19 protein-coding genes and 1 pseudogene are annotated in these 19,646 nt (G+C 46.7%); 7 read left to right on the top strand and 13 right to left on the bottom strand.

Features of this window, described 5'->3' with window-relative positions; translation table 11 throughout:
- Window positions 1–36 precede the first annotated feature (36 nt).
- From citM to NSU05_RS04010, 8 genes are all read right to left on the bottom strand, one after another.
- Complete coding sequence (gene citM / locus NSU05_RS04045; RefSeq protein WP_003242978.1) at window positions 37–1,338, bottom strand: citrate transporter CitM; 1,302 nt, start codon at window positions 1,336–1,338, stop codon at window positions 37–39.
- A 42-nt stretch (window positions 1,339–1,380) separates the two neighbouring features.
- Window positions 1,381–1,506: a hypothetical protein gene (locus NSU05_RS04040; protein ID WP_003233716.1), complete on the bottom strand. Its 126-nt coding sequence runs from the start codon at window positions 1,504–1,506 to the stop codon at window positions 1,381–1,383.
- 26 nt (window positions 1,507–1,532) lie between these two features.
- On the bottom strand, window positions 1,533–2,492 hold the full coding sequence (locus tag NSU05_RS04035; protein WP_038428598.1) for a tripartite tricarboxylate transporter substrate binding protein: 960 nt from the start codon (window positions 2,490–2,492) through the stop codon (window positions 1,533–1,535).
- Between the two features lie 2 nt (window positions 2,493–2,494).
- Entirely contained in the window at window positions 2,495–3,175 is a 681-nt protein-coding gene (gene citT / locus NSU05_RS04030; protein WP_038428596.1) for a two-component response regulator CitT, read from the bottom strand.
- Window positions 3,147–4,775 carry a two-component sensor histidine kinase CitS gene (yflR, locus tag NSU05_RS04025; protein ID WP_038428595.1) on the bottom strand — a complete coding sequence of 543 codons (1,629 nt, stop codon included), beginning with the start codon at window positions 4,773–4,775 and terminating at the stop codon, window positions 3,147–3,149. The genes citT and yflR overlap by 29 nt, the downstream gene beginning before the upstream one ends.
- Window positions 4,776–4,902: 127 nt before the next feature.
- Window positions 4,903–6,339 carry an anion permease gene (locus NSU05_RS04020; protein ID WP_003233725.1) on the bottom strand — a complete coding sequence of 479 codons (1,437 nt, stop codon included), beginning with the start codon at window positions 6,337–6,339 and terminating at the stop codon, window positions 4,903–4,905.
- Between the two features lie 126 nt (window positions 6,340–6,465).
- On the bottom strand, window positions 6,466–7,728 hold the full coding sequence (locus tag NSU05_RS04015; protein ID WP_038428594.1) for a pectate lyase: 1,263 nt from the start codon (window positions 7,726–7,728) through the stop codon (window positions 6,466–6,468).
- A 189-nt stretch (window positions 7,729–7,917) separates the two neighbouring features.
- Window positions 7,918–8,265 carry a general stress protein gene (locus NSU05_RS04010; protein WP_003233729.1) on the bottom strand — a complete coding sequence of 116 codons (348 nt, stop codon included), beginning with the start codon at window positions 8,263–8,265 and terminating at the stop codon, window positions 7,918–7,920.
- Between the two features lie 243 nt (window positions 8,266–8,508).
- Between NSU05_RS04010 and NSU05_RS04005 the strand changes: the two genes are divergently transcribed.
- The 6 genes from NSU05_RS04005 to NSU05_RS03980 all read left to right on the top strand — a co-directional run bounded on the left by NSU05_RS04005 (window position 8,509) and on the right by NSU05_RS03980 (window position 13,942).
- Window positions 8,509–8,877 (top strand): YfmB family protein, encoded by a 369-nt coding sequence (locus tag NSU05_RS04005; RefSeq protein WP_015252572.1) that lies wholly within the window; start codon window positions 8,509–8,511, stop codon window positions 8,875–8,877.
- 109 nt (window positions 8,878–8,986) lie between these two features.
- Complete coding sequence (gene yfmC / locus NSU05_RS04000) at window positions 8,987–9,934, top strand: Fe(3+)-citrate ABC transporter substrate-binding protein YfmC (protein WP_003243996.1); 948 nt, start codon at window positions 8,987–8,989, stop codon at window positions 9,932–9,934.
- A 71-nt stretch (window positions 9,935–10,005) separates the two neighbouring features.
- Complete coding sequence (fecD, locus tag NSU05_RS03995) at window positions 10,006–11,007, top strand: Fe(3+) dicitrate ABC transporter permease FecD (protein ID WP_033883245.1); 1,002 nt, start codon at window positions 10,006–10,008, stop codon at window positions 11,005–11,007.
- Window positions 11,004–12,005, top strand: coding sequence for a Fe(3+)-citrate ABC transporter permease YfmE (gene yfmE / locus NSU05_RS03990; RefSeq protein WP_003243506.1), 1,002 nt, complete (start codon window positions 11,004–11,006; stop codon window positions 12,003–12,005). Before fecD ends, yfmE begins: the two co-directional genes overlap by 4 nt.
- 12 nt (window positions 12,006–12,017) lie before the next feature.
- The gene (gene yfmF / locus NSU05_RS03985; RefSeq protein WP_003233737.1) at window positions 12,018–12,818 is read left to right on the top strand and encodes a Fe(3+)-citrate ABC transporter ATP-binding protein YfmF; all 801 of its coding nucleotides are present in this window, start codon (window positions 12,018–12,020) and stop codon (window positions 12,816–12,818) included.
- Between the two features lie 104 nt (window positions 12,819–12,922).
- Window positions 12,923–13,942, top strand: coding sequence for an NADP-dependent oxidoreductase (locus tag NSU05_RS03980; RefSeq protein WP_033883243.1), 1,020 nt, complete (start codon window positions 12,923–12,925; stop codon window positions 13,940–13,942).
- Window positions 13,943–13,994: 52 nt separating this feature from the next.
- Here NSU05_RS03980 and NSU05_RS03975 read toward each other — a convergent pair whose 3' ends face one another.
- Complete coding sequence (locus NSU05_RS03975; protein ID WP_038428593.1) at window positions 13,995–14,441, bottom strand: GNAT family N-acetyltransferase; 447 nt, start codon at window positions 14,439–14,441, stop codon at window positions 13,995–13,997.
- 67 nt (window positions 14,442–14,508) lie between these two features.
- A complete protein-coding gene (locus tag NSU05_RS03970) occupies window positions 14,509–15,639 on the bottom strand; it encodes a DEAD/DEAH box helicase (RefSeq protein ID WP_038428592.1) in 1,131 nt (376 codons plus the stop codon).
- Window positions 15,640–15,811: 172 nt separating this feature from the next.
- Here NSU05_RS03970 and NSU05_RS03965 point away from each other — a divergent pair, with 172 nt between their 5' ends.
- Window positions 15,812–17,368 carry an ABC-F family ATP-binding cassette domain-containing protein gene (locus tag NSU05_RS03965; RefSeq protein WP_038428590.1) on the top strand — a complete coding sequence of 519 codons (1,557 nt, stop codon included), beginning with the start codon at window positions 15,812–15,814 and terminating at the stop codon, window positions 17,366–17,368.
- Window positions 17,369–17,487: 119 nt separating this feature from the next.
- On the opposite strand, the pseudogene NSU05_RS03960 reads toward NSU05_RS03965, so the two are convergent.
- The 3 genes and pseudogenes from NSU05_RS03960 to NSU05_RS03950 all read right to left on the bottom strand — a co-directional run bounded on the left by NSU05_RS03960 (window position 17,488) and on the right by NSU05_RS03950 (window position 19,611).
- Window positions 17,488–17,641: pseudogene (locus NSU05_RS03960) on the bottom strand (hypothetical protein).
- Between the two features lie 291 nt (window positions 17,642–17,932).
- On the bottom strand, window positions 17,933–19,123 hold the full coding sequence (locus NSU05_RS03955; protein ID WP_003233759.1) for an MFS transporter: 1,191 nt from the start codon (window positions 19,121–19,123) through the stop codon (window positions 17,933–17,935).
- A 65-nt stretch (window positions 19,124–19,188) separates the two neighbouring features.
- The gene (locus NSU05_RS03950) at window positions 19,189–19,611 is read right to left on the bottom strand and encodes a MerR family transcriptional regulator (protein ID WP_014479143.1); all 423 of its coding nucleotides are present in this window, start codon (window positions 19,609–19,611) and stop codon (window positions 19,189–19,191) included.
- Window positions 19,612–19,646: the final 35 nt, after the last annotated feature.

The following is a 19,646-nucleotide window of genomic DNA, read 5'->3' as shown; positions in this document are numbered from 1 at the left end:
TATATGCCGTTAGTGTGTGTCATTACGCCTGAATTATCATACGGAAATAGAGATCGCACCGATCAATAGAGCGATAGCCGTCATGACGATCACTGCGAGAACCGCCCATTTCAATGCGAATTTTTGATGGTCATCAATAGAAACTCCGACGAGCCCGACAAGCAAATGAGTGGATGGCACAAGCGGACTCAGCATATGAATCGGCTGGCCGATAATAGAGGCTCTGGCAATTTCCACTTTATCCACACCGTATGCGACAGCTGTTTCTGATAAAATCGGCAGCACCCCGTAGAAATACGCGTCATTCGGCATCAAGAATGTGAAAATGCCGCTTGTTAAGGCAACAATCGCTGGGATCAATCCGCCCATTTGTTCCGGTATCATGGACACGAGCGAGATCGCCATTTCATCAACCATTTTCGTGCCTGTCAAAATCCCCGTGAACACCCCCGCGGCAAAAATCATTGAACCGATAGCCAGCACGTTGCTGGAATGCGCCGCGATGCGCTGTCTCTGATGCTCGAGATTGGGATAATTCACAATCAGCGCAATACAAAACGCAATGACAAACAGTACGGTTAAACTGACTTTACCCGATACTAAACATCCTATTAAAGAAAGCGTTAACAATAAATTGAACCACCAAAGCTTCGGCCGCTTCCACTCATCTTCAACCGCAGCAGCCGGTTCATTGGCATTGGCTGGCTGTTTCAGTTCAATCACACCAAGGCGCTTTCGTTCCGCTTTTCCAAGCACATACGCAACTGCCACCATACAAAGCATCCCGCTTGCAATGACAGGAATCATCGGCCCTGTAAGCTCAGCTGGATCAACCCCCAGCGCACTCGCCGCCCTCGGCGTCGCACCGCCCCATGGAATCGTGTTCATGATTCCCATGCCGACTCCCGCGATTCCTGCCAAGATAATTGGCCGGATGCCTAGCAGCAAATAGAGCGGAAGCATGGCGCTTGTCGTAATCATGTACGTTGTCGAGCCATCTCCGTCCAAGGCGACGAGCATTGTAAGGACCGCTGTCCCGACAACAATTTTTAAAGGGTCTCCTTTGACCATGCTTAAAATTTTGCCAACCATTGGATCAAACAGGCCTGTATCAATCATAATTCCAAAATATAAGATCGCAAACATAATCATGACCGCAGTCGGCGCGACTTGCTGAATCCCCGAAATCATCATGTCCCCAACTTCAGTAAATCCAAATCCGGCGATAAGCGCAAACACAATCGGCGTCAAAACTAATGCTGTTAAAACAGAAAGCCGTTTTGTCATGATCAATGCCATAAACACAAGCATCATGAGAAAGCCTAAGATTGCTAACACATCCATTCCCCCTTAAATGAATCCGCTTACATTTTTTCTCCCTTACTCCCCTTTTTGTCTTGCCTTTTTGCCATCGTATGGGAAAACCAACCGCAAGTAAATAATTTGGTTTTTTTGTATTTTTAATTTTTTAAAACCGTTTTGTTCTTTTTGATCAATTTTCGGCATGAAAAAAATCCCGGGATGCCGGGATCTTAATTTCCTGTCATGATGCTTTGATAAAAAGCGGATTGCTCTTCTAAAAACCGTTTCGTTTCCCTGCTGTTTAAATAAAAGCTTTCCCAGTCCTGTTCGTTTATTTTCCGCTTCCATTCAGGTGAAGAGGTGACCTTCTTTAGCGCTTGATCCCAGTAAGAAATCTCTTCCTCAGACATATTTTTCGGGCCCAAAATCCCTCTCCAATGAGAAAAAACAAACGGGATTCCCTGCTCCTTCCACGTCGGTACATTTGGAAAACCGGGAAGTCTTTTATCAGATGTTACAGCGGCTAACGTGATATCGCCGTTTCGTTCATATGGTTTCGCTTCAGAAAGGGTCATGGAAGCCGCTTCTATCTCATGTCTGATCAGCGCCTGAATGAGCTGTTCGCTGCTGTCATACTGTGAGAATTGAATGTCAAACGGGTCAATGCCGTACATATCTGCCGCTCTGACGAACGAGAGCTGATCATCATTGCCAAACCCCGGGGCAAAGCCGATTCTCACCTTGCCGGGATGCATGTTGATCTCATTCAGCACATCCTTGCCATTTGTTAACGCTGATCCTTTTGGCAATGCAACCGTCTGCCATTCCTTGGAGAGAATGGCGAGCGGCGTAAAATCGGCCATTTTTAATTTGCTTTGCCCGAGAAGATCATTGCTCAATATTAAGCTGGACGTCATGCTGATGGTTTGTTTGCTGCTTTTGTTGACATATTTCCAGCCTTTCTCTCCCCCGCCGCCGGATTTATAGACGATATGAACATCATCCTTCACGATCTGCTTCTGCCTCAAAACTGATTGGATCGCCTGCGCTGTGACATCCCAGCCGCCAGAAGGTTCGGCAGGGACGACAATTTCTATCGGCCCGTCCGGCAGGCGCGGCGCAGCCGCCTGCCTGATATCACCCTGAGTAAAGATCAATAGAATAATCAATAGGATTATAGATTTTTTCATATCTAATCCGCCGCCAAATAATATTTTCTCTCCGGCCTGCCGATAATTCCGTATTCAAGCTCGGCTCTTGCTTCTTCCTTTGACACAAGGTACTCGGCATAACGGCGGGCAGTTGTTCGTGACGCCCCCATTTTTTCCCCAAGTTCCTCCGCTGTCAATCCTTCTGACGCAGTCTGAAGCGCTTCCTTAATTTTTCGCAGTGTAATCGAATTAATGCCAGTCGGCAAATTCTCTGCCGGCAAAGCTGTCTTCACACTGTTCCCAAAAATATGGTCGATCATGGATTGGCTGACCTCCGGCTGAGACATGAGCAGCTTCCTTTTTTCTTTATACTGAAGCAGCACCTGCCTGAACTTGTCAGCTGTTACGGGTTTGATCAAATAGTGGGCAATTCCCGCCCTTAGCGCTTCCTGCAAATGACGGGTTTCTGTTGCCGCTGTGATAATCATAATGTCCACTTCAGGAAATCGGCTTCGTATATCAGGAATCAACGCGGTCCCAAGCTCGTCCGGCATATAAATATCCAGCAGAAGCAAATCAGCCTTGTGTTCCTTCAAAAGCGCCAATGTCTCTTTTGCGTTAGCCGCCTTGCCGATAATCTTGAATCCATCAAGCTGTTTAATCAATCTCTCATGGATTTGCGCAACTCGAAAATCATCCTCCGCAATCGCGATGTGAATCAAATGGATTCCCCCTTTGTTTCTCCTTCGGTATAAACACAGTGAATACCGCCCCGCCAGTTTTTTGATTCGCCAGTTCGATCCAGCCGCCCAGTTCACGCACTGAGTCTTTCACATTGGCCAGACCGTAGCCTCTCCTCATCCCCTTTGAAGAATAGCCTCTCTCAAACACAGCTTCTATTTTCTCTGGCGGCACACCGGGCCCTGTGTCTGATACTTCAATGACAATGTCATGGCCCATATCCGTGATAAAAAACAAAACTTCCTTCACGCTTTGCTCCGCTACAGCTTCGAAAGCGTTATCAATTAAATTGCCAATAATCGTAATAAGATGGGACAAGCCGATATGCGCAGGAAGAGGCGCGAGTGAGCTGTTCTCATCAATCACCAGCTTGACCTTCTTTTCCGATGCCTTGCTTATTTTCCCTAACAAAATGGCCTGCACCTGCTGCGAATGGATGTTATGGAATAAAAGATCATGCTGTTCATTTTGTATCGCATATTCCTCTTTTATCAGATCAATGGCTTCATCATACTCCCCAAGTTCAAGCAGCCCTAAAATCGCATAAAGCTTATTTGAAAATTCATGAGTCTGCGCCCTGAGATCCTCAGAATATTTGCGAACCTCTGTCAATGTGTCGATCAGCTTCTTCAGCTCTGTTTTCTCCCTGAAGCTGACGACAATCCCATATGCCTGCCCGCCTTGATTCATCACTTTCGTATTGATAATAAACACTTGATCGTTGACGCTTACTTCCTGGTTCGGCAGCATTTCTCCTTTTTCAAGCACAGACATCAGCCCTGCTCCCGGCATGACGTCATCTATAGGAAGATGGGTCACAGGCTCGGGCAGCTTCAGCATCTCGGCCGCCGATACGTTCATCATGGTGACGACGCCTTCACGATTGGTGGCAATAATCCCTTCTCGAATCGCGAAAAGCATTGCGTTCCTCTCACGATATAGAGCCGCGATCTCATGCGGTTCAAGCCCAAGCGTATCCTTTCTGATGCTTTTCGCCAGCACGGCGGCGCCAATAAATCCGAGCAGCAGTACAAGCACAGCAATCACACTCAAATTTCTCAAATGCTTTTTGATGCTTTGCTCTGTCTCCGTTTGCAGAAAATCAACAGATACGCTGCCGATCACTTGGCTGTATCCCTTCTGTTCTTTTATAATCGGCGCGCTCCCTCTGATCACTCTTCGTCCATCCGCTTTTGTTTCAGAAACATACGAACCGCCAAACAAAATTTCTCTGCTGCGCTCCAGTTTCTTTAATCCGCTTTTTCCAGAGGCGCTGCGAATGTCTCCTTTTTCGTCCAAAACATAAATGGCAAACGCGCCAGTCTGTTCTTTCATTTGTTCAATGACCTCTTGCGTCTGAGCCGCATGTCCGTCTTTTCTCTCAATGAGCTCTTTAACCGGCGGCATATAGGAAATGGTTCTCGCCGTTTGAACCGCCAGCTGCTCTGCCTGTCTCCGTTCTCCCTGTGTATGCTGAACGGCTAACGTAATGGTCAGCACACCAATGACAAAGACCAGCAGAGCCGCAATCAGCCCCATTATTTTTGTTTGCAGGGAAAAATGGAACCGCTTTTTCACCACAGCACCAGCCGTCCTTTCTACCTAGATCATACCATTTTTCACAGGAAATTTTCTCATTTTTCAAAATCCGTTTTCTTGCGAAGGAGTGAAAATAAAAAAAAGGCAGACCGCGTCTGCCTTTTTCTTTCTACCATATTCCTAGTACTTTCCACCATAATCCGCCGATCACAAGCCATACGATGATATGAACAATCGACAGGATAAATCCGATGGACCACCATTTGCCTTGCGGGATGTAGCCTGCTCCGAAGAAGACCGGAGCCGCTCCAGAACCGTAGTGAGTCGTTGACCCGAACAGGTTACTGATGAACGCGAGGCTCAGCGCTGCTAAAAGCGGCGGTGCGCCCGCTGCCACGACGACAGCCAAAAATGCTGAATACATCGCACTGATGTGGGCTGTCGCACTTGCAAAGAAATAGTGAGAGTAATAATACACAACAATTAAAATGATGAATGCCACAATCCAAGAGAACCCTGATACGGATGATTTCATGGCATTACTGAACCAAGACACCATGCCTAATTCATTCAAGAAGTTGGCGAGCATGACAAGCGCCGCAAACCAAGTGAGCGTATCCCAAGCGCCCTGTTCTTTCTTGATATCATCCCAAGTCAGAACTTGTGATAATAAGAGAACGGCCAAACCGATCAATGCGGTTGTGGTTGCGTCGATGTTGAAGCTGCCGCCAAAAATCCACAGCACAAGCACCAAAAGAAACACGATAACCATGGAAAGCTCCGATTTTTTGAACGGTCCCATTTCTTTCAGTTTTTCTGTTGCGATTTTCGCCGCATCCGGTGTTTCTTTGATTTCCGGCGGATACAGCTTGTAAATCACAAGCGGCGTGATGATTAAGCTTACAAGTCCCGGCACAATCGCGGCAATTGCCCAGCTTGTCCATGTTAAGTCCACCCCTGCGACATCATGGGCCAGCTTGGCAATCAGCGGGTTCGCCGCCATCGCTGTCAGGAACATAGCAGATGTGATCAGATTCCCCTGAAAACCGGTTTTTAATAAGAATGCACCGATTTTTCTCTCTGTTCCATTTGCCGGGCTTGATCCGAATGTTTCGGATAATGATCTGATAATAGGAAATATAATGCCTCCTGCACGCGCCGTATTACTTGGAATAGCAGGTGAAAGTATTAAATCACTGAATAACAGTGAATAAGAAAGTCCAAGGGTTTTTTTCCCGAATTTCTGAACGAATACATACGAAATTCTCGCACCGAGCCCGGTTTTGATAAATCCCCGGGAAATAAAGAATGCGATAACGATAAGCCAAATGGTCTTATTCCCAAATCCGCTTAATGTATCCTCAATTGATAGTGTTCCAGTTAGTGCAGTAACCGCCAATGCAAAAATTGCAATTGCACCCATTGGCAAGGGCTTGGAGATAAAGCCGATAATTGTCGCGACAAAAATCGCAAACAAATGCCAAGCTTTAGGTTCAAGTCCGGACGGAGCGGGAATAAACCAGATGATTAGTCCCACAGCGACAGTAATAAGCAATGGAACAAGCTTTACTGCTGACTGTTTTCCTGCGTCTTTTTCTGAAGCCATAAATAGGTCTCCTCCTATATACTTGTTTTCCGATCCCCTTTTCCATTCTACTCCTTAACTAAGTTAATAAACATTTTAATTAATTAAAAAACACAAAGGTTAGCACCCTTTGTGTTTTTCACTTTCTTAATTTAATTTACCCGCACCCGCTTGATTTATAACATTTGATTTTACATTAGCAGAAGCATCAATCGCCCCATGCAGAGACGGCGTCCAGCCGACAGAAGAGCTCAGCCCGTTTGCAGCCGATGCGTTGATCTGTGTGCCGTTCAGCAACGTGCCGGAGTCATATAAAGCCGTTCCCCCGCTGAATACGCTGATCGTTTTAGCAGCTGAGAGTCCCGGTACGTCAATGACATTGTTTTGGGCATAGATTTTAGATGACTTTCCGATTCCCCATGCATAGCTGAAAGGATAACTTGAAGAGCTTGTGCTTCCTTCATAATAATTGTTGTATACGTGCACTTGCCCGAAGCGGACTCTCGGCGCGCGCTGGACAATATTTTTATAGCGGTTATGATGCAGCGTAATTTTTAATTTGCCGTCATCGGAGGTTTTGCTGTCACTTGATCCGAAAATGGAGCTTTTATCATGATCGTGATAATAGTTGTAGGACATCGTGATATAGTTAGCACCGTTGGAAGCATCCGTTTGGCCGTCATGGTGCTGATATTTTCTTCCATAATATTTCGGTGATGTGCTGTCCGGACGCGAACCGTCATTAAATGTACAGTGATCAATCCAGATGTGTGTGCCGCCGTTTATCGTGATGTTGTCGTATTGTGAGTTCCAGTTCCCTGAGCTTCCGTCAGTCGGATCCCATTGCGGAAAATAGTCATAGGCATCCTGGAATTCAATGTTGCGAATAATGACGTTATCACTCTTGATTTGGAAGTTTCCTCCCACGACTTTAGCGTTAGTCCCTGAACCGACGATCGTCGTGTTTGCAGGAATATCGACCATGACCCGTGCTTTTTGGTTTTTCTGCGAGCGTGCTCTCGCTTCTTCTTGTGTGCCCGACGGCTCTTTTTTGCCCCATGTGCTAGGATCATAGGCTTTCAAATATTTGTCCAAATCATACTCCGGATCTTTATAGTCATTTAGGCCAAGCGGCTTCAGATTGTCATCCACGTTCATGTCAATCGTTCCCTTGATATAAATGATTTTTGGCGTTGTGTTCGTTTCCTTCCCTAATGCCGAGACAAGCTGGTTTCTGTTGCTGACGGTATACACATTTGAGGACGATGCTTTTGATCCGCCTGTCGTGCCGGTCGAGTACGCGCCCCAGCCATCATTGGATCCCAACGTCTGGTGGCCTAAATCAGCTGCGTTCGCGCCAGCTGGAGTCAATCCTAAAAACAAAGCCGTAGCTAACATCACTTTTTTCATCCACTATGTACCCCCATTTTCTATTTTGTGAGATTTTATTCCAATTTATCACAAAAATATAATAGCAAATTGAGGGACATGCAGAACCGAAAATTTTCCGCTATCCTATTGCGGCATTCTGCAAAATGCCACCGCAAAGACCGCAAAAAAACCAAAAGGCCGTCATGGCCTTTTGGTTTTTTCCTTGCTTTATGCCCAAGCTTTCACTTTTTCGTTATCTGTCACAAAGAGAAGCACTTTTCCTTCATCTAAGCGTTTTTCAAATTGAGCGGCTTCATCTTCAGAAAAACCGATTTCGTGAATTTTATTGCGGAGCTCGTCTCCTTTTTTATTGAAGATATTTCCCACCGCGTGCTTGAAACCTGTTTCTTTGGCTCCGATCGTGTTGGCGTTCGTGTTGTCTGCCAGGCGTTCCGTTCTGTCATCGTCGTGAGCTAAGACGTATACATCCTCTTTCGCAACACCCATTTTCTGCAATTCCTCTACATCCTTCATGAGCTGTTCGTCATTTGTATACTCTTTTACAACTGGTTTCATGTCGATATTCCTCCTTCATGTTTTCTATATTTCTTTCATACCCGATCGTCTGTACCTGAAACAGATTCCAGAACATTAAAGAGAAAAACAGGAGGAATGGTAGTAGCTATTTGTTTTCCGTCCATGGTAAAGTGATAGGAACGGAACCTATTTTCAGAAAAATCAAAATTAAGGAGAAGCCGCTGCACGGAGCACACGACCATGAAACGCTGCCTTTATCCGTACGAGCAGGAGGTATGTCTAATGCAATACTTTTCACCAGAACAGCAATACAATGCTTGGATTGTGAGTGATTTAGTCAAACAGATTTTCCATAAGCGTGCCGGATGTTCACCAGGAATTCACGAGCTTGCGGTTTTTGCCGAGGAACATTTTCATATCGATATCGACTTTGTTTTCTCGATTATCATGAATATCGGCGACATTGAATTTGCACTAACAGATGAAATAGAAAAGAAATTGTCCGGTTATCTCAGCACTCTCCTTCCTTATGTCACTGCTGATATGTTCGAAACCTCTAAAGCCAACGCCCATGCGTTTTTGTCTCGAAGACACGGTAACGCTTCATACCACTTATTTGTGTCTGATGATGCTTTCATGAGAAAGCAGTAAAAAACGCAGCTTTCTTTACTAAAAAAATATTGACATGATAAGCCATGCTATTATAGTGTTACATGTGATAATGATTCTCATTACTAAATCTGAAAAAAGGAAGAATGACATGCGCACCTATTCTAACAAGTTGATTGCCATCATGAGTGTTTTATTGCTCGCCTGCCTCATTGTATCCGGCTGTTCATCAAGCCAGAATAACAACGGAAGCGGCAAAAGCGAGTCTAAGGATTCCAGAGTGATCCATGACGAAGAAGGAAAAACGACAGTAAGCGGCACACCTAAGCGGGTGGTTGTGCTTGAGCTTTCATTCTTGGATGCCGTTCACAATCTCGGCATTACGCCGGTGGGCATCGCCGATGACAACAAAAAAGATATGATTAAAAAGCTTGTCGGCAGCTCCATTGATTACACATCTGTAGGCACACGCAGCGAACCCAATCTTGAGGTCATCAGTTCCTTGAAGCCTGATTTAATCATCGCTGACGCTGAGCGCCATAAAAACATTTATAAACAGCTGAAAAAAATCGCCCCGACGATTGAATTAAAAAGCCGTGAAGCGACATATGACGAAACGATCGACAGCTTTACGACCATTGCTAAAGCATTAAATAAAGAAGATGAAGGAAAAGAAAAGCTTGCCGAGCACAAAAAAGTCATCAACGATCTAAAAGCCGAACTTCCGAAAGATGAAAACCGCAACATCGTTCTCGGCGTTGCAAGAGCGGATTCCTTCCAGCTTCATACATCATCATCCTATGACGGAGAAATCTTTAAAATGCTAGGCTTTACACACGCTGTGAAGTCAGATAACGCCTATCAAGAGGTCAGCCTTGAGCAATTGAGCAAAATCGATCCTGATATTTTGTTCATCTCAGCCAACGAAGGCAAAACCATTGTAGATGAGTGGAAAACGAACCCGCTCTGGAAAAATCTCAAAGCGGTGAAAAATGGACAAGTCTATGATGCGGACCGTGACACTTGGACAAGATTCAGAGGCATCAAGTCTAGTGAAACAAGCGCCAAAGATGTGCTTAAAAAAGTGTATAATAAATAGGACAAATGAGAAGCGAGGGGAATCCTTGCTTCTTCGTTTTTGCAACCAGACGCAGTAAGGAAGTGAGACTGTTGTATCAATCAGCCAAACGGCGCTCATCATCAAGACTGATGATGTTCATCATTGCACTGATTATTTTTATATTTGGGCTTGGGCTGAATCTTTCAGTAGGAGCCTCAGACATCGGCATCATAGATTCATTGAAATATCTTTTTGTATGGGACGGTTCAAAGGAACAGCTCATCATCTCTACTCTTCGCCTTCCCCGCACATTAATCGGCGTTTTTGTCGGCGCCAGCCTAGCTGTAGCAGGGGCGCTGATGCAGGCTATGACCAGAAACCCTCTGGCTTCACCCCAAATTTTCGGTGTGAATGCGGGTGCATCGCTTTTTGTCGTTGCTTCTCTCGTCATTCTGCCGGCATCGCCCTATTCATCTGTTATATTCGCTTTTGCGGGTGCGGCAGCAGGCGGCGCGATTGTGTATATGATTGCCTCATCCGGCGGAATGACACCTGTCAAGCTGGCGCTGTCAGGAATGGCCGTGCACTTGTTCCTCTCCTCTATGACACAGGCCATCATTATTTTAAATGAGTCAGGTGAGGATGTTCTGTACTGGATGACAGGCGCAATCGACGGCAGCAACTGGCAGGACGTCATAACCATCGCTCCGTTTTCTGTCATTGGCATCGGGCTTGCCCTCGTATTTTCCGGTTCTGTTTCTGTTCTCGGTCTCGGAGACGAAACAGCAAAAGGGCTTGGACAAAATATGAACGGCATCCGGATTCTGATCAGTTTGATTATTTTAATCCTTTCCGGCGCTTCCGTAGCCGTCGCCGGGCCGATTGGCTTTGTCGGGCTGCTCGTCCCGCATATTGTCCGCAAGCTGATCGGAGAACATTATCAATACGTGCTTCCGTTTTCGGCACTGTTCGGTGCCATTTTGCTGGTGTACGCAGATGTTCTGGCCAGATGGATTGCATTTCCTTATGAATCACCGGTCGGCATTGTCACCGCGATTATCGGAACGCCGTTTTTCTTATATTTGGCAAGGAAAGGGCGACATCTGAAATGAAGAAAACAACCAGAAAACAAAAACGCCCCTTGCTGGCGATACTCATATTGGCCGTGATTTTGATCGTTCTGTCCGTCATCAGCATTGGAATCGGTGCATTATACATTTCACCTGATGCGGTAGTGACGAATCTGCTGGGATTGGATCATTCCTTTGAATTTATCATCCAGCAATATCGTCTGCCCCGCATCATATTAGCGATTTTGGCCGGTGCTGGGCTTGCCGCTGCCGGAGCGATTTTACAGGGTGTGATCCGAAATCCGCTCGCTTCCCCAGACGTTGTCGGCATTTCAAAAGGCTCCGGACTTGCGGCGATGGCTGTGATTCTCATCTTTCCTGAGTCGCCGGTATACGTGCTTCCGTTCTCCGCATTTGCCGGAGCCGCCATTATTGCTGTACTATTATTAATGATAGCCCGAAAAAAGAGCATTCAGCCCTCTTCACTGGCTTTATCAGGCATTGCTTTAGGCGCGGTCTGCCACGCCGGAATGCAATATATGATGGTCAAGTTTCCAGGCGACGTGAATGCTGCACTCATTTGGCTGACAGGAAGCCTCTGGGGAAGAAACTGGGAAGAAGTCAAGCTGCTTGCGCCATGGCTTTTGATTCTTTTTCCGATCGTCTGCATACTCATACCGAAGCTGGATCTTATGTCACTCGGGGATGAGCTTGCACAGGGTCTCGGAGAAAACGCAAACCGGCTGAGATTCATCCTGATTTTCACCGCGGTGGCGCTGGCGGGAAGCTGTGTAGCCGTCGTCGGCTCAATCGGTTTTATCGGCTTGCTTGCTCCGCATATCGCCAGACGGCTTACCGGAGAAAAAGCTAAATATTTACTGCCTGCATCGGCATTGATTGGTGCTATTATATTATTAATTGCAGATACGTTAGGGCGCGGCATCATGCCTCCGGTTGAAATACCTGCCGGAATACTGACAGCCGTGATCGGCGCGCCTTATTTCTTATATTTATTGAAATTCGAAGCGAGGAAACAGTAGGGAGAGGATACCATGGGAAAACTGGCTGCAGACCAGCTCACTCTTTCATATGACAGTACAGTGATTATTGACGGAGTCGACTTAAAGATAGAAGAAGGAAAAATCACTGCGCTCATCGGCGCTAATGGCTGCGGTAAATCAACAATCCTCAAATCGCTCGCCAGGCTGATGGCCCCGAAAAGCGGTACAGTGCTACTAGAAGGAAAAGACATCCACCGCCAGCCATCAAAAGAAGTCGCAAAAAAACTGGCCATTCTTCCACAATCTCCTCAGGCCCCTGAAGGATTGACGGTAGAGGAGTTATGCTATTTTGGCAGACATCCTCACAAAAAGCTGTTATCCAAGCATACCCAAGAGGATCATGACATGGTAGAGTGGGCGCTGGAAGCAACGGGCATGATTGAACTGAAGGATCGGACACTTGATGCCCTCTCAGGCGGCCAAAGACAAAGAGCCTGGATTTCCATGGCACTTGCGCAAGGCACTGATTTGCTTTTGCTTGATGAGCCGACCACGTATTTAGACATCTCACATCAGATTGAAGTGCTTGAACTGCTGAAAAAGCTGAACCGCGACCATGGCCGCACCGTTGTCATGGTGCTCCATGATTTAAACCAAGCCGCTCAATACGCTGACTATCTAATCAGTGTGCTGGACGGAAAAATATACAACGCCGGAACACCGGAAGATGTGTTCACCCAGCCATTTTTCCGTGAAGTCTTCGGCTTGGAATGCTGCATCATGAGAAGCCCGATCGACCAGAAGCCAATGTGCCTGCCGACGGGACTGTGCCCGAAATTACGGGCGAAATGAAAAGGAGAGGAGCCCCCTCTCCTTTTTTGTATGCCAGCTTACCTTTTGTATTTCCTCTCCTGTCCATGTTACAGTGGTGTCAACCAAGTGATAGGAGGATGAAAATGACAGCATCTCAGCAGCAAATTCAATTAGCAAGACGTCCACAAGGTATTCCTGTTCATGAAGACTTTCGCTTTGAAACCATTCCGGTTCCTGAACCCAAGCAAGGGGAAGTGCTTGTCAAAACGCTTTATGTATCGGTTGACCCTTATATGCGCGGCCGTATGCAGGATACGAAGTCATATGTTGAGCCGTTCGCCTTGGATAAAGCGCTTTCTGGCGGGGTTATCGCTGAAGTTGTGTCAGACGGGAATCATCTGAAAAAAGGCGATATCGTCATCGGAAATCTCAGCTGGCAGGAATTTTCCGCTGTGAGCGAGTCTGCCTTGCGAAAAATTGATACAAGCCTTGCTCCCGCTTCGGCCTATCTCGGCATTTTGGGAATGACCGGCTTAACAGCATACTTCGGATTGCTGGACATCGGACGCCCGAAGGAAGGCGAAACCGTGGTTGTCTCCGGAGCTGCTGGAGCCGTCGGTTCAACAGTCGGGCAAATTGCCAAAATCAAAGGCGCGCGAGTCGTCGGCATCGCGGGCTCTGATGAAAAAATCGACTATTTAAAACAGGAGCTTCAGTTTGACGAAGCCATCAATTACAAAACAGCGGATGATATCCAAAAAGCGCTTCAAAACGCTTGTCCTGACGGTGTCGATGTGTATTTTGACAATGTCGGCGGACCGATTTCAGACGCGGTGATGAATCTGCTCAATGAATTTGCCCGCATTCCGGTGTGCGGCGCCATTTCTTCCTATAACGCAAAAAGCGAAGCAGATGACATGGGCCCTCGTGTCCAATCAAAACTCATTAAAACGAAGTCGCTGATGCAAGGCTTTATCGTAAGCGACTACTCCGATCGTTTTTCTGAGGGAGCAAAACAGCTGGCCGAATGGCTGAAGGCTGGTAAACTCCATTACGAGGAAACCATCACAGAAGGCTTCGAAAACATTCCTGACGCGTTTCTCGGTTTATTTAAGGGAGAAAATAAAGGGAAACAGCTGATCAAGGTCAGTGATCCGAGCTGAATGAAGATGAAAACGGGAGGGCTTTTTGCCCTCCTTTTGTGTTTCGATGAGATCAGTTGCGAAGAATCAGCGTAAGAAAACCATCTTCATCAGGTTCCGTGTCTTCTAAAGTGAATCCTGCTGCTTGAAAGCAAGCTAAACTGATTCGATTGTCTTCTTCAATGCATGCCACCCATTCTCGCACGCTAGTAAAATCAGGTTCGGTCATCAGCTTTTGCAGTATCCGTTTTCCGTACCCTTGAAGCCGGTACAAAGGATTGACGATCAATCCAATATACGTCCGCTCCTCTCCGAACTCAATAACGACCATCCCTGCCGGCAGCTGTCCATCATACGCCATGATGACAGTATCGTGTTTATCTTTATTTACTCGTGCATACCACTCATCTAATGGCAGCATCCCTTCCATTCTCCGCCTGGTATCCTCATTCTCAAACCAGTGTTCAAGGATTTTCAGCTCTGGCTCCTGCATTACTTGAAACCTGTCTATTGAAGACATTTTCCCACCTCCGCGCAAAATCTTTTCTATTATTTTACAACAAAAAAAGGGCTCTTCGCCCTTCTTTTTATTTCGTCTTCAGTTTTCCGCCTGCATACACAGCTTCACTCAGTTCAACACCAAGCTTCTTCGCCATTTTTTTCAGCTTTGATTCCTCCAATTTCGTCACAAGGCTCAGCACGTTGCCTTCTTTTCCGGCCCGGCCTGTTCGTCCTGATCTGTGGACATAGCCATCTTCATCAGGAATATCAGCATGAATCACGTATGGCAGGTTTTCAATGTCTAAACCGCGTGCGGCAATGTCAGTCGCCAATAAAAGAGGAAACTCTCCGTCTTCGAATGCGGCAATGATTTTTGCCCGCTCCATTTTTTTCGCTTCACTGTGCAAAACGCCGAGTTCAACGTGGTGATATGCCAGTTTTTCCGCATATACACTCAGGTTGCCGATGTCTCTCACAAATACGAGTGCCTGCATGCCTTGAAGTCTAGACAGCTTTTGCAGCAGCTTCACTTTGTCGCGCTGGTCGCAAATCAGGTATTGATGCTTCACTTTCCCTGCCTCCGCCTTGCTTCGCTGCACCTTCAACACCTCAGGCTCTTGCGCCAATTCGCGGAGCACATCCTCTGTTTCCTTTTTAAGCGTGGCAGAGAAACATAGAAGCTGGCGGTCTCTTAATGTCGTTTTAATAATTTGTTTGATCGTCTCGCGATGCTCCGGCAGGATAAGCTGATCCGCTTCATCAAGTACAATCGTTTTCACTTCATGCATTTTGAGTTTCTTCGCTTTAATCAGTTCAAACACCCTGCCCGGCGTGCCGACGATGATATGCGGATGTTTCTTCAGCTTTTCGACCTGCTTCTTCACATTCGCCCCGCCGATTAAGGAAGCCGCGCACAGCTCTGAGCCCGCTTTCCAATCCTGAATCACCTGAAAAATCTGCATGACCAGCTCACGGGAAGGCGCTAAAATCACCGCCTGCGGATGCTTTTGCTCTGGTTTGATCCGCTCCAAGACCGGCAGCGCATACGCCAGCGTCTTCCCTGTGCCTGTCGGCGATTCTGCAATGACATCCTTTCCGTCTATGATCAGCTGGGCTGCCTGCTCTTGAACAGGGGTTGGCGTTTGAAAGCCGGAAGCATTCCAATTCTCTTGTATAAATGATTGTGCATTATGTAAAAATGGCCAAGTTTGCGTCATTTTGTTCTCCTCAATTCCTGAAATCTATTCCATAGTATCTCAAAACCTCGCCCGGAACGCAATTTTTCTTTTTCTTTCCTATACCTTTCAACATTCCGAATCCTCCTTTATAATCAAAAGGGTGAATATTACACGCCGATTGTGCGTGTTTGATAACGATAGAGGTGTAAACATGAGTATTTTGTCTGTAAAGGATTTAAGCCACGGCTTCGGGGATCGGGCCATTTTTAATAACGTTTCCTTCCGCCTGTTAAAAGGCGAGCACGTCGGCTTGATCGGCGCAAACGGTGAAGGAAAATCAACCTTCATGAATATTATTACCGGAAAGCTTGAACCTGATGAGGGAAAAGTCGAATGGTCAAAAAATGTCCGTGTCGGATACCTTGATCAGCATACCGTGCTGGAAAAAGGAAAATCTATTCGCGACGTCCTGAAAGACGCATTCCATTATTTATTTGCGATGGAAGAGGAAATGAACGAGATTTACAACAAAATGGGCGAGGCTGATCCCGACGAGCTCGAGAAGCTGCTTGAAGAAGTCGGCGTCATTCAAGACGCGCTGACAAACAATGATTTTTATGTCATTGATTCCAAGGTGGAAGAAATCGCCCGCGGTCTCGGTTTGAGCGATATCGGTTTAGAGCGGGATGTCACCGATTTGAGCGGCGGACAGCGCACAAAGGTCCTTCTCGCTAAGCTTCTCCTTGAAAAGCCGGAAATTCTGCTTCTCGATGAGCCGACCAACTATCTTGATGAACAGCATATTGAATGGCTGAAACGCTACCTGCAGGAATACGAGAACGCGTTCATCCTGATTTCCCACGATATTCCGTTCTTGAATAGTGTCATCAACCTGATTTATCACGTTGAAAATCAAGAGCTGACACGCTATGTCGGCGACTACCATCAGTTTATGGAAGTCTACGAGGTGAAGAAACAGCAGCTTGAAGCGGCCTACAAAAAGCAGCAGCAGGAAGTCGCGGAGCTGAAGGATTTCGTTGCCCGCAACAAAGCGCGTGTCAGCACGAGAAACATGGCGATGTCCCGCCAAAAGAAACTCGATAAGATGGATATGATCGAGCTTGCGGCAGAAAAGCCAAAGCCGGAATTCCACTTTAAGCCGGCGAGAACGTCAGGCAAGCTGATTTTTGAGACGAAGGATCTCGTGATCGGTTACGATTCCCCGCTGTCCCGTCCGCTCAACCTCCGCATGGAACGCGGCCAAAAAATCGCCCTTTACGGCGCAAACGGAATCGGAAAAACAACGTTGCTGAAAAGTTTGCTTGGTGAAATCCAGCCGCTCGAAGGCTCTGTTGAACGCGGTGATCACATCTATACCGGCTATTTCGAGCAAGAGGTCAAGGAAACAAACAACAATACGTGCATCGAAGAAGTATGGAGCGAATTCCCTTCTTATACCCAGTATGAAATCCGTGCCGCACTGGCAAAATGCGGACTGACGACAAAGCATATCGAAAGCCGCGTCTCCGTATTAAGCGGAGGCGAAAAAGCGAAAGTCAGATTGTGCAAGCTAATCAACTCAGAAACAAACCTGCTGGTGCTCGATGAGCCGACAAACCACTTGGATGTCGATGCCAAGGAAGAGCTCAAGCGCGCCCTGAAAGAATACAAAGGCTCCATTCTGCTCATTTCCCACGAGCCAGACTTTTATATGGATATTGCGACAGAAACGTGGAACTGCGAGTCTTGGACGACGAAAGTGCTTTAATTTATAAAAAAACCCGCCTGCTAAAGGGCGGGTTTTTTACTGCCATTTATTCTGAACGATTCTCAAAAGCTCTCTGTCTTTTAAAATGAGCTGCAATGGAGATGTGAATTCATCAAGTGTCAGCTCTCTTTTGGCAGACAGCTCATAGTCTTCCTCATCAGCCCATGCGGTGAACCATTCAACCGAAAAGCTGTTTTTCATGACGCTGTGTATATAATGATAGAGCACCTGTAAACACTTCTGATCATATTCGTCAGGCTTTGCCTTATCCATGGCAAACGTCCCCTCTACAGCATGAACCATCACTTGAAATGGCAATCGTAAATGAACGGACACATTCTCAGCTTCTGCAAGATAAATCCCAGCCGCATCAATGTCTGACCGAAGCGGATGCCCTTTCCGCGAACGCCGTTCTTGCTGACCGAAAAAACCGGTTTCTAAAGGGAGTTTTCAGCCGAAAAATAGTAAAATTGTGTCATAAAGGTTGTCCTTTCCTTCACCAATTCGATTATGATGCATTATAACGAATAAAAAGACACTGCATCTTCGCAGTGTCTTTCGTTATTAATGTCCCGCCTTAATTCCAGCAAGATGTTTACGTCCCATGAGAAGGACAAGCATGCCGACAAAAACGACGATTCCGCCTACTGTATATGGTGTGCTTGCAGTAAAGTGTTCTGACAGCATTCCTGCAATCCACGGGGCGAGCGCGCCGCCGATGAAGCGGACTGAGCTGTAGGCTGAAGACGCGATTGAACGTTCAACCGGCGCAGAACCCATCACAGCGGTTGTCATGATCGTATTCACCATACCGAGGACAGCACCGGCGACAACGATACATGTAATAATCAAAGTCTGATGGTCTGTCCAGATCCCCATAATAACGAGAATGGCCGCAAAGGCGATAAAGAGAACGACGAGCGAACGCACTGTGCCCAGCGCTTTGTGCACGAGCGGCGCCGTAAAGACTGACGTAATCGCCAGCAGAAGGCCCCAGCCGAAGAAGACATATCCAAGACCGTGTTCATCTAAATCCAGAACGAACGGAGAATAAGCAAGCAAAATAAAAAATCCAAAGTTGTATAAGAATGCCGATACCGCCATTGTTAAAAGGCCTTTATATTTGAGCGCCTTCATCGCATCAAACACACCGACGCGTTTCGCCGGTTTCGGCAATTTCGGAAGCATGAATGAAATCGCGATTAACGCAATAAACATCAGGACAGATACTCCAAAAAACGGTGCGCGCCATGAAATGCTTCCAAGCTCTCCGCCTGCAAGCGGCCCGACGGAAATCCCGAGACCGAGCGCAGCCTCATACAAAATAATCGCTTGGGCGCTTCCTCCGACTGATACGCCGACGATGACCGCAAGCGCTGTTGAAATAAACAAAGCATTCCCTAATCCCCAGCCGCCGCGATAGCCGACTAACTGAGCGATTGAGCTTGAGCTGCCGCCAAGCCCCGCAAACACAATAATAAAAATAAGTCCGAGAATTAATGTCCATTTCGCGCCGATGCGGCTGGAAATGGCTCCTGAGAAAAACATCATAAATCCGGTTACAAGCAAATAACTTGTAAACAAGAGTGATACTTCACTAGGTGAAGCATGTAATTGTGCGGCAATGGCCGGAAGAATTGGATCAACCAGCCCGATTCCCATAAAGGAAATCACACAGGCAAACGCGACAGCCCATACTGCTTTTGGCTGGCTGAGCAAGCCTGTTTTCTGATTCACTTGTGTTGTCTTATCCATTTGACCTGACCTCCATCTTTATTCCATTAAAAGAAACGCTACAAAAATAGCGTTTGGCAAACTTTTCATTCGATTGATTGAATGGCACGTTCCGCTTTGCCTTTCATGCCCTGCAGGCGTTCTTTAAAGCTTTGAAATGTGCGGATTTTCTCATCAATCAAACTCAGCTGGTGATTCAGGGTTTCCTGAATTTCCTCCAGTTTTTCTTTCCGTTCTTTGGGATCCAGTGACAACAAATACCCCTCTTTGTTTAACTCTAGCTGGCGGCTGGTTTCCATGAAATGCTGAAGCTCCTGAAGGGAAAAACCGAGCACCTCTTTTGTGCTGATGACTTTCTCAAGCTCCTCCATATCATCCTCTGAATAAAGCCTTACGCCGCCGTCTGTCCGTTTCGGCGCCGGAATCAAGCCGATTTCTTCATAAAACCGGATGGTCCGCTTTGTCAGTCCGCTTCTTTTGGCCACTTGATCAATCTTCATCCATTCCAAGGTAAATCCCCCTTCGCCGTTTCTGTTACCATTAT

It is taken from the genome of Bacillus sp. EU52 (assembly GCF_037964975.1).
Classification (GTDB): Bacteria; Bacillota; Bacilli; order Bacillales; family Bacillaceae; genus Bacillus; species Bacillus subtilis.
Note: the sequence above shows the minus strand (reverse complement) of the source record. Positions and strands in the feature narration are given on the sequence as shown.

What these genes read in the sequence shown, in the direction of transcription:
- yfmC (WP_003243996.1), top strand. Translation starts at nt 8,987, where the DNA reads ATGCGCACCTATTCTAACAAGTTGATTGCCATCATGAGTGTTTTATTG.
- NSU05_RS04005 (WP_015252572.1), top strand. Translation starts at nt 8,509, where the DNA reads ATGCAATACTTTTCACCAGAACAGCAATACAATGCTTGGATTGTGAGT.
- NSU05_RS03965 (WP_038428590.1), top strand. Translation starts at nt 15,812, where the DNA reads ATGAGTATTTTGTCTGTAAAGGATTTAAGCCACGGCTTCGGGGATCGG.
- NSU05_RS04035 (WP_038428598.1), bottom strand. Translation starts at nt 2,492, where the DNA reads ATGAAAAAATCTATAATCCTATTGATTATTCTATTGATCTTTACTCAG.
- NSU05_RS04010 (WP_003233729.1), bottom strand. Translation starts at nt 8,265, where the DNA reads ATGAAACCAGTTGTAAAAGAGTATACAAATGACGAACAGCTCATGAAG.
- yfmE (WP_003243506.1), top strand. Translation starts at nt 11,004, where the DNA reads ATGAAGAAAACAACCAGAAAACAAAAACGCCCCTTGCTGGCGATACTC.
- NSU05_RS04020 (WP_003233725.1), bottom strand. Translation starts at nt 6,339, where the DNA reads ATGGCTTCAGAAAAAGACGCAGGAAAACAGTCAGCAGTAAAGCTTGTT.
- NSU05_RS03980 (WP_033883243.1), top strand. Translation starts at nt 12,923, where the DNA reads ATGACAGCATCTCAGCAGCAAATTCAATTAGCAAGACGTCCACAAGGT.
- yfmF (WP_003233737.1), top strand. Translation starts at nt 12,018, where the DNA reads ATGGGAAAACTGGCTGCAGACCAGCTCACTCTTTCATATGACAGTACA.
- NSU05_RS03955 (WP_003233759.1), bottom strand. Translation starts at nt 19,123, where the DNA reads ATGGATAAGACAACACAAGTGAATCAGAAAACAGGCTTGCTCAGCCAG.
- NSU05_RS04015 (WP_038428594.1), bottom strand. Translation starts at nt 7,728, where the DNA reads ATGAAAAAAGTGATGTTAGCTACGGCTTTGTTTTTAGGATTGACTCCA.
- NSU05_RS04040 (WP_003233716.1), bottom strand. Translation starts at nt 1,506, where the DNA reads ATGCCGAAAATTGATCAAAAAGAACAAAACGGTTTTAAAAAATTAAAA.
- NSU05_RS03970 (WP_038428592.1), bottom strand. Translation starts at nt 15,639, where the DNA reads ATGACGCAAACTTGGCCATTTTTACATAATGCACAATCATTTATACAA.
- NSU05_RS03975 (WP_038428593.1), bottom strand. Translation starts at nt 14,441, where the DNA reads ATGTCTTCAATAGACAGGTTTCAAGTAATGCAGGAGCCAGAGCTGAAA.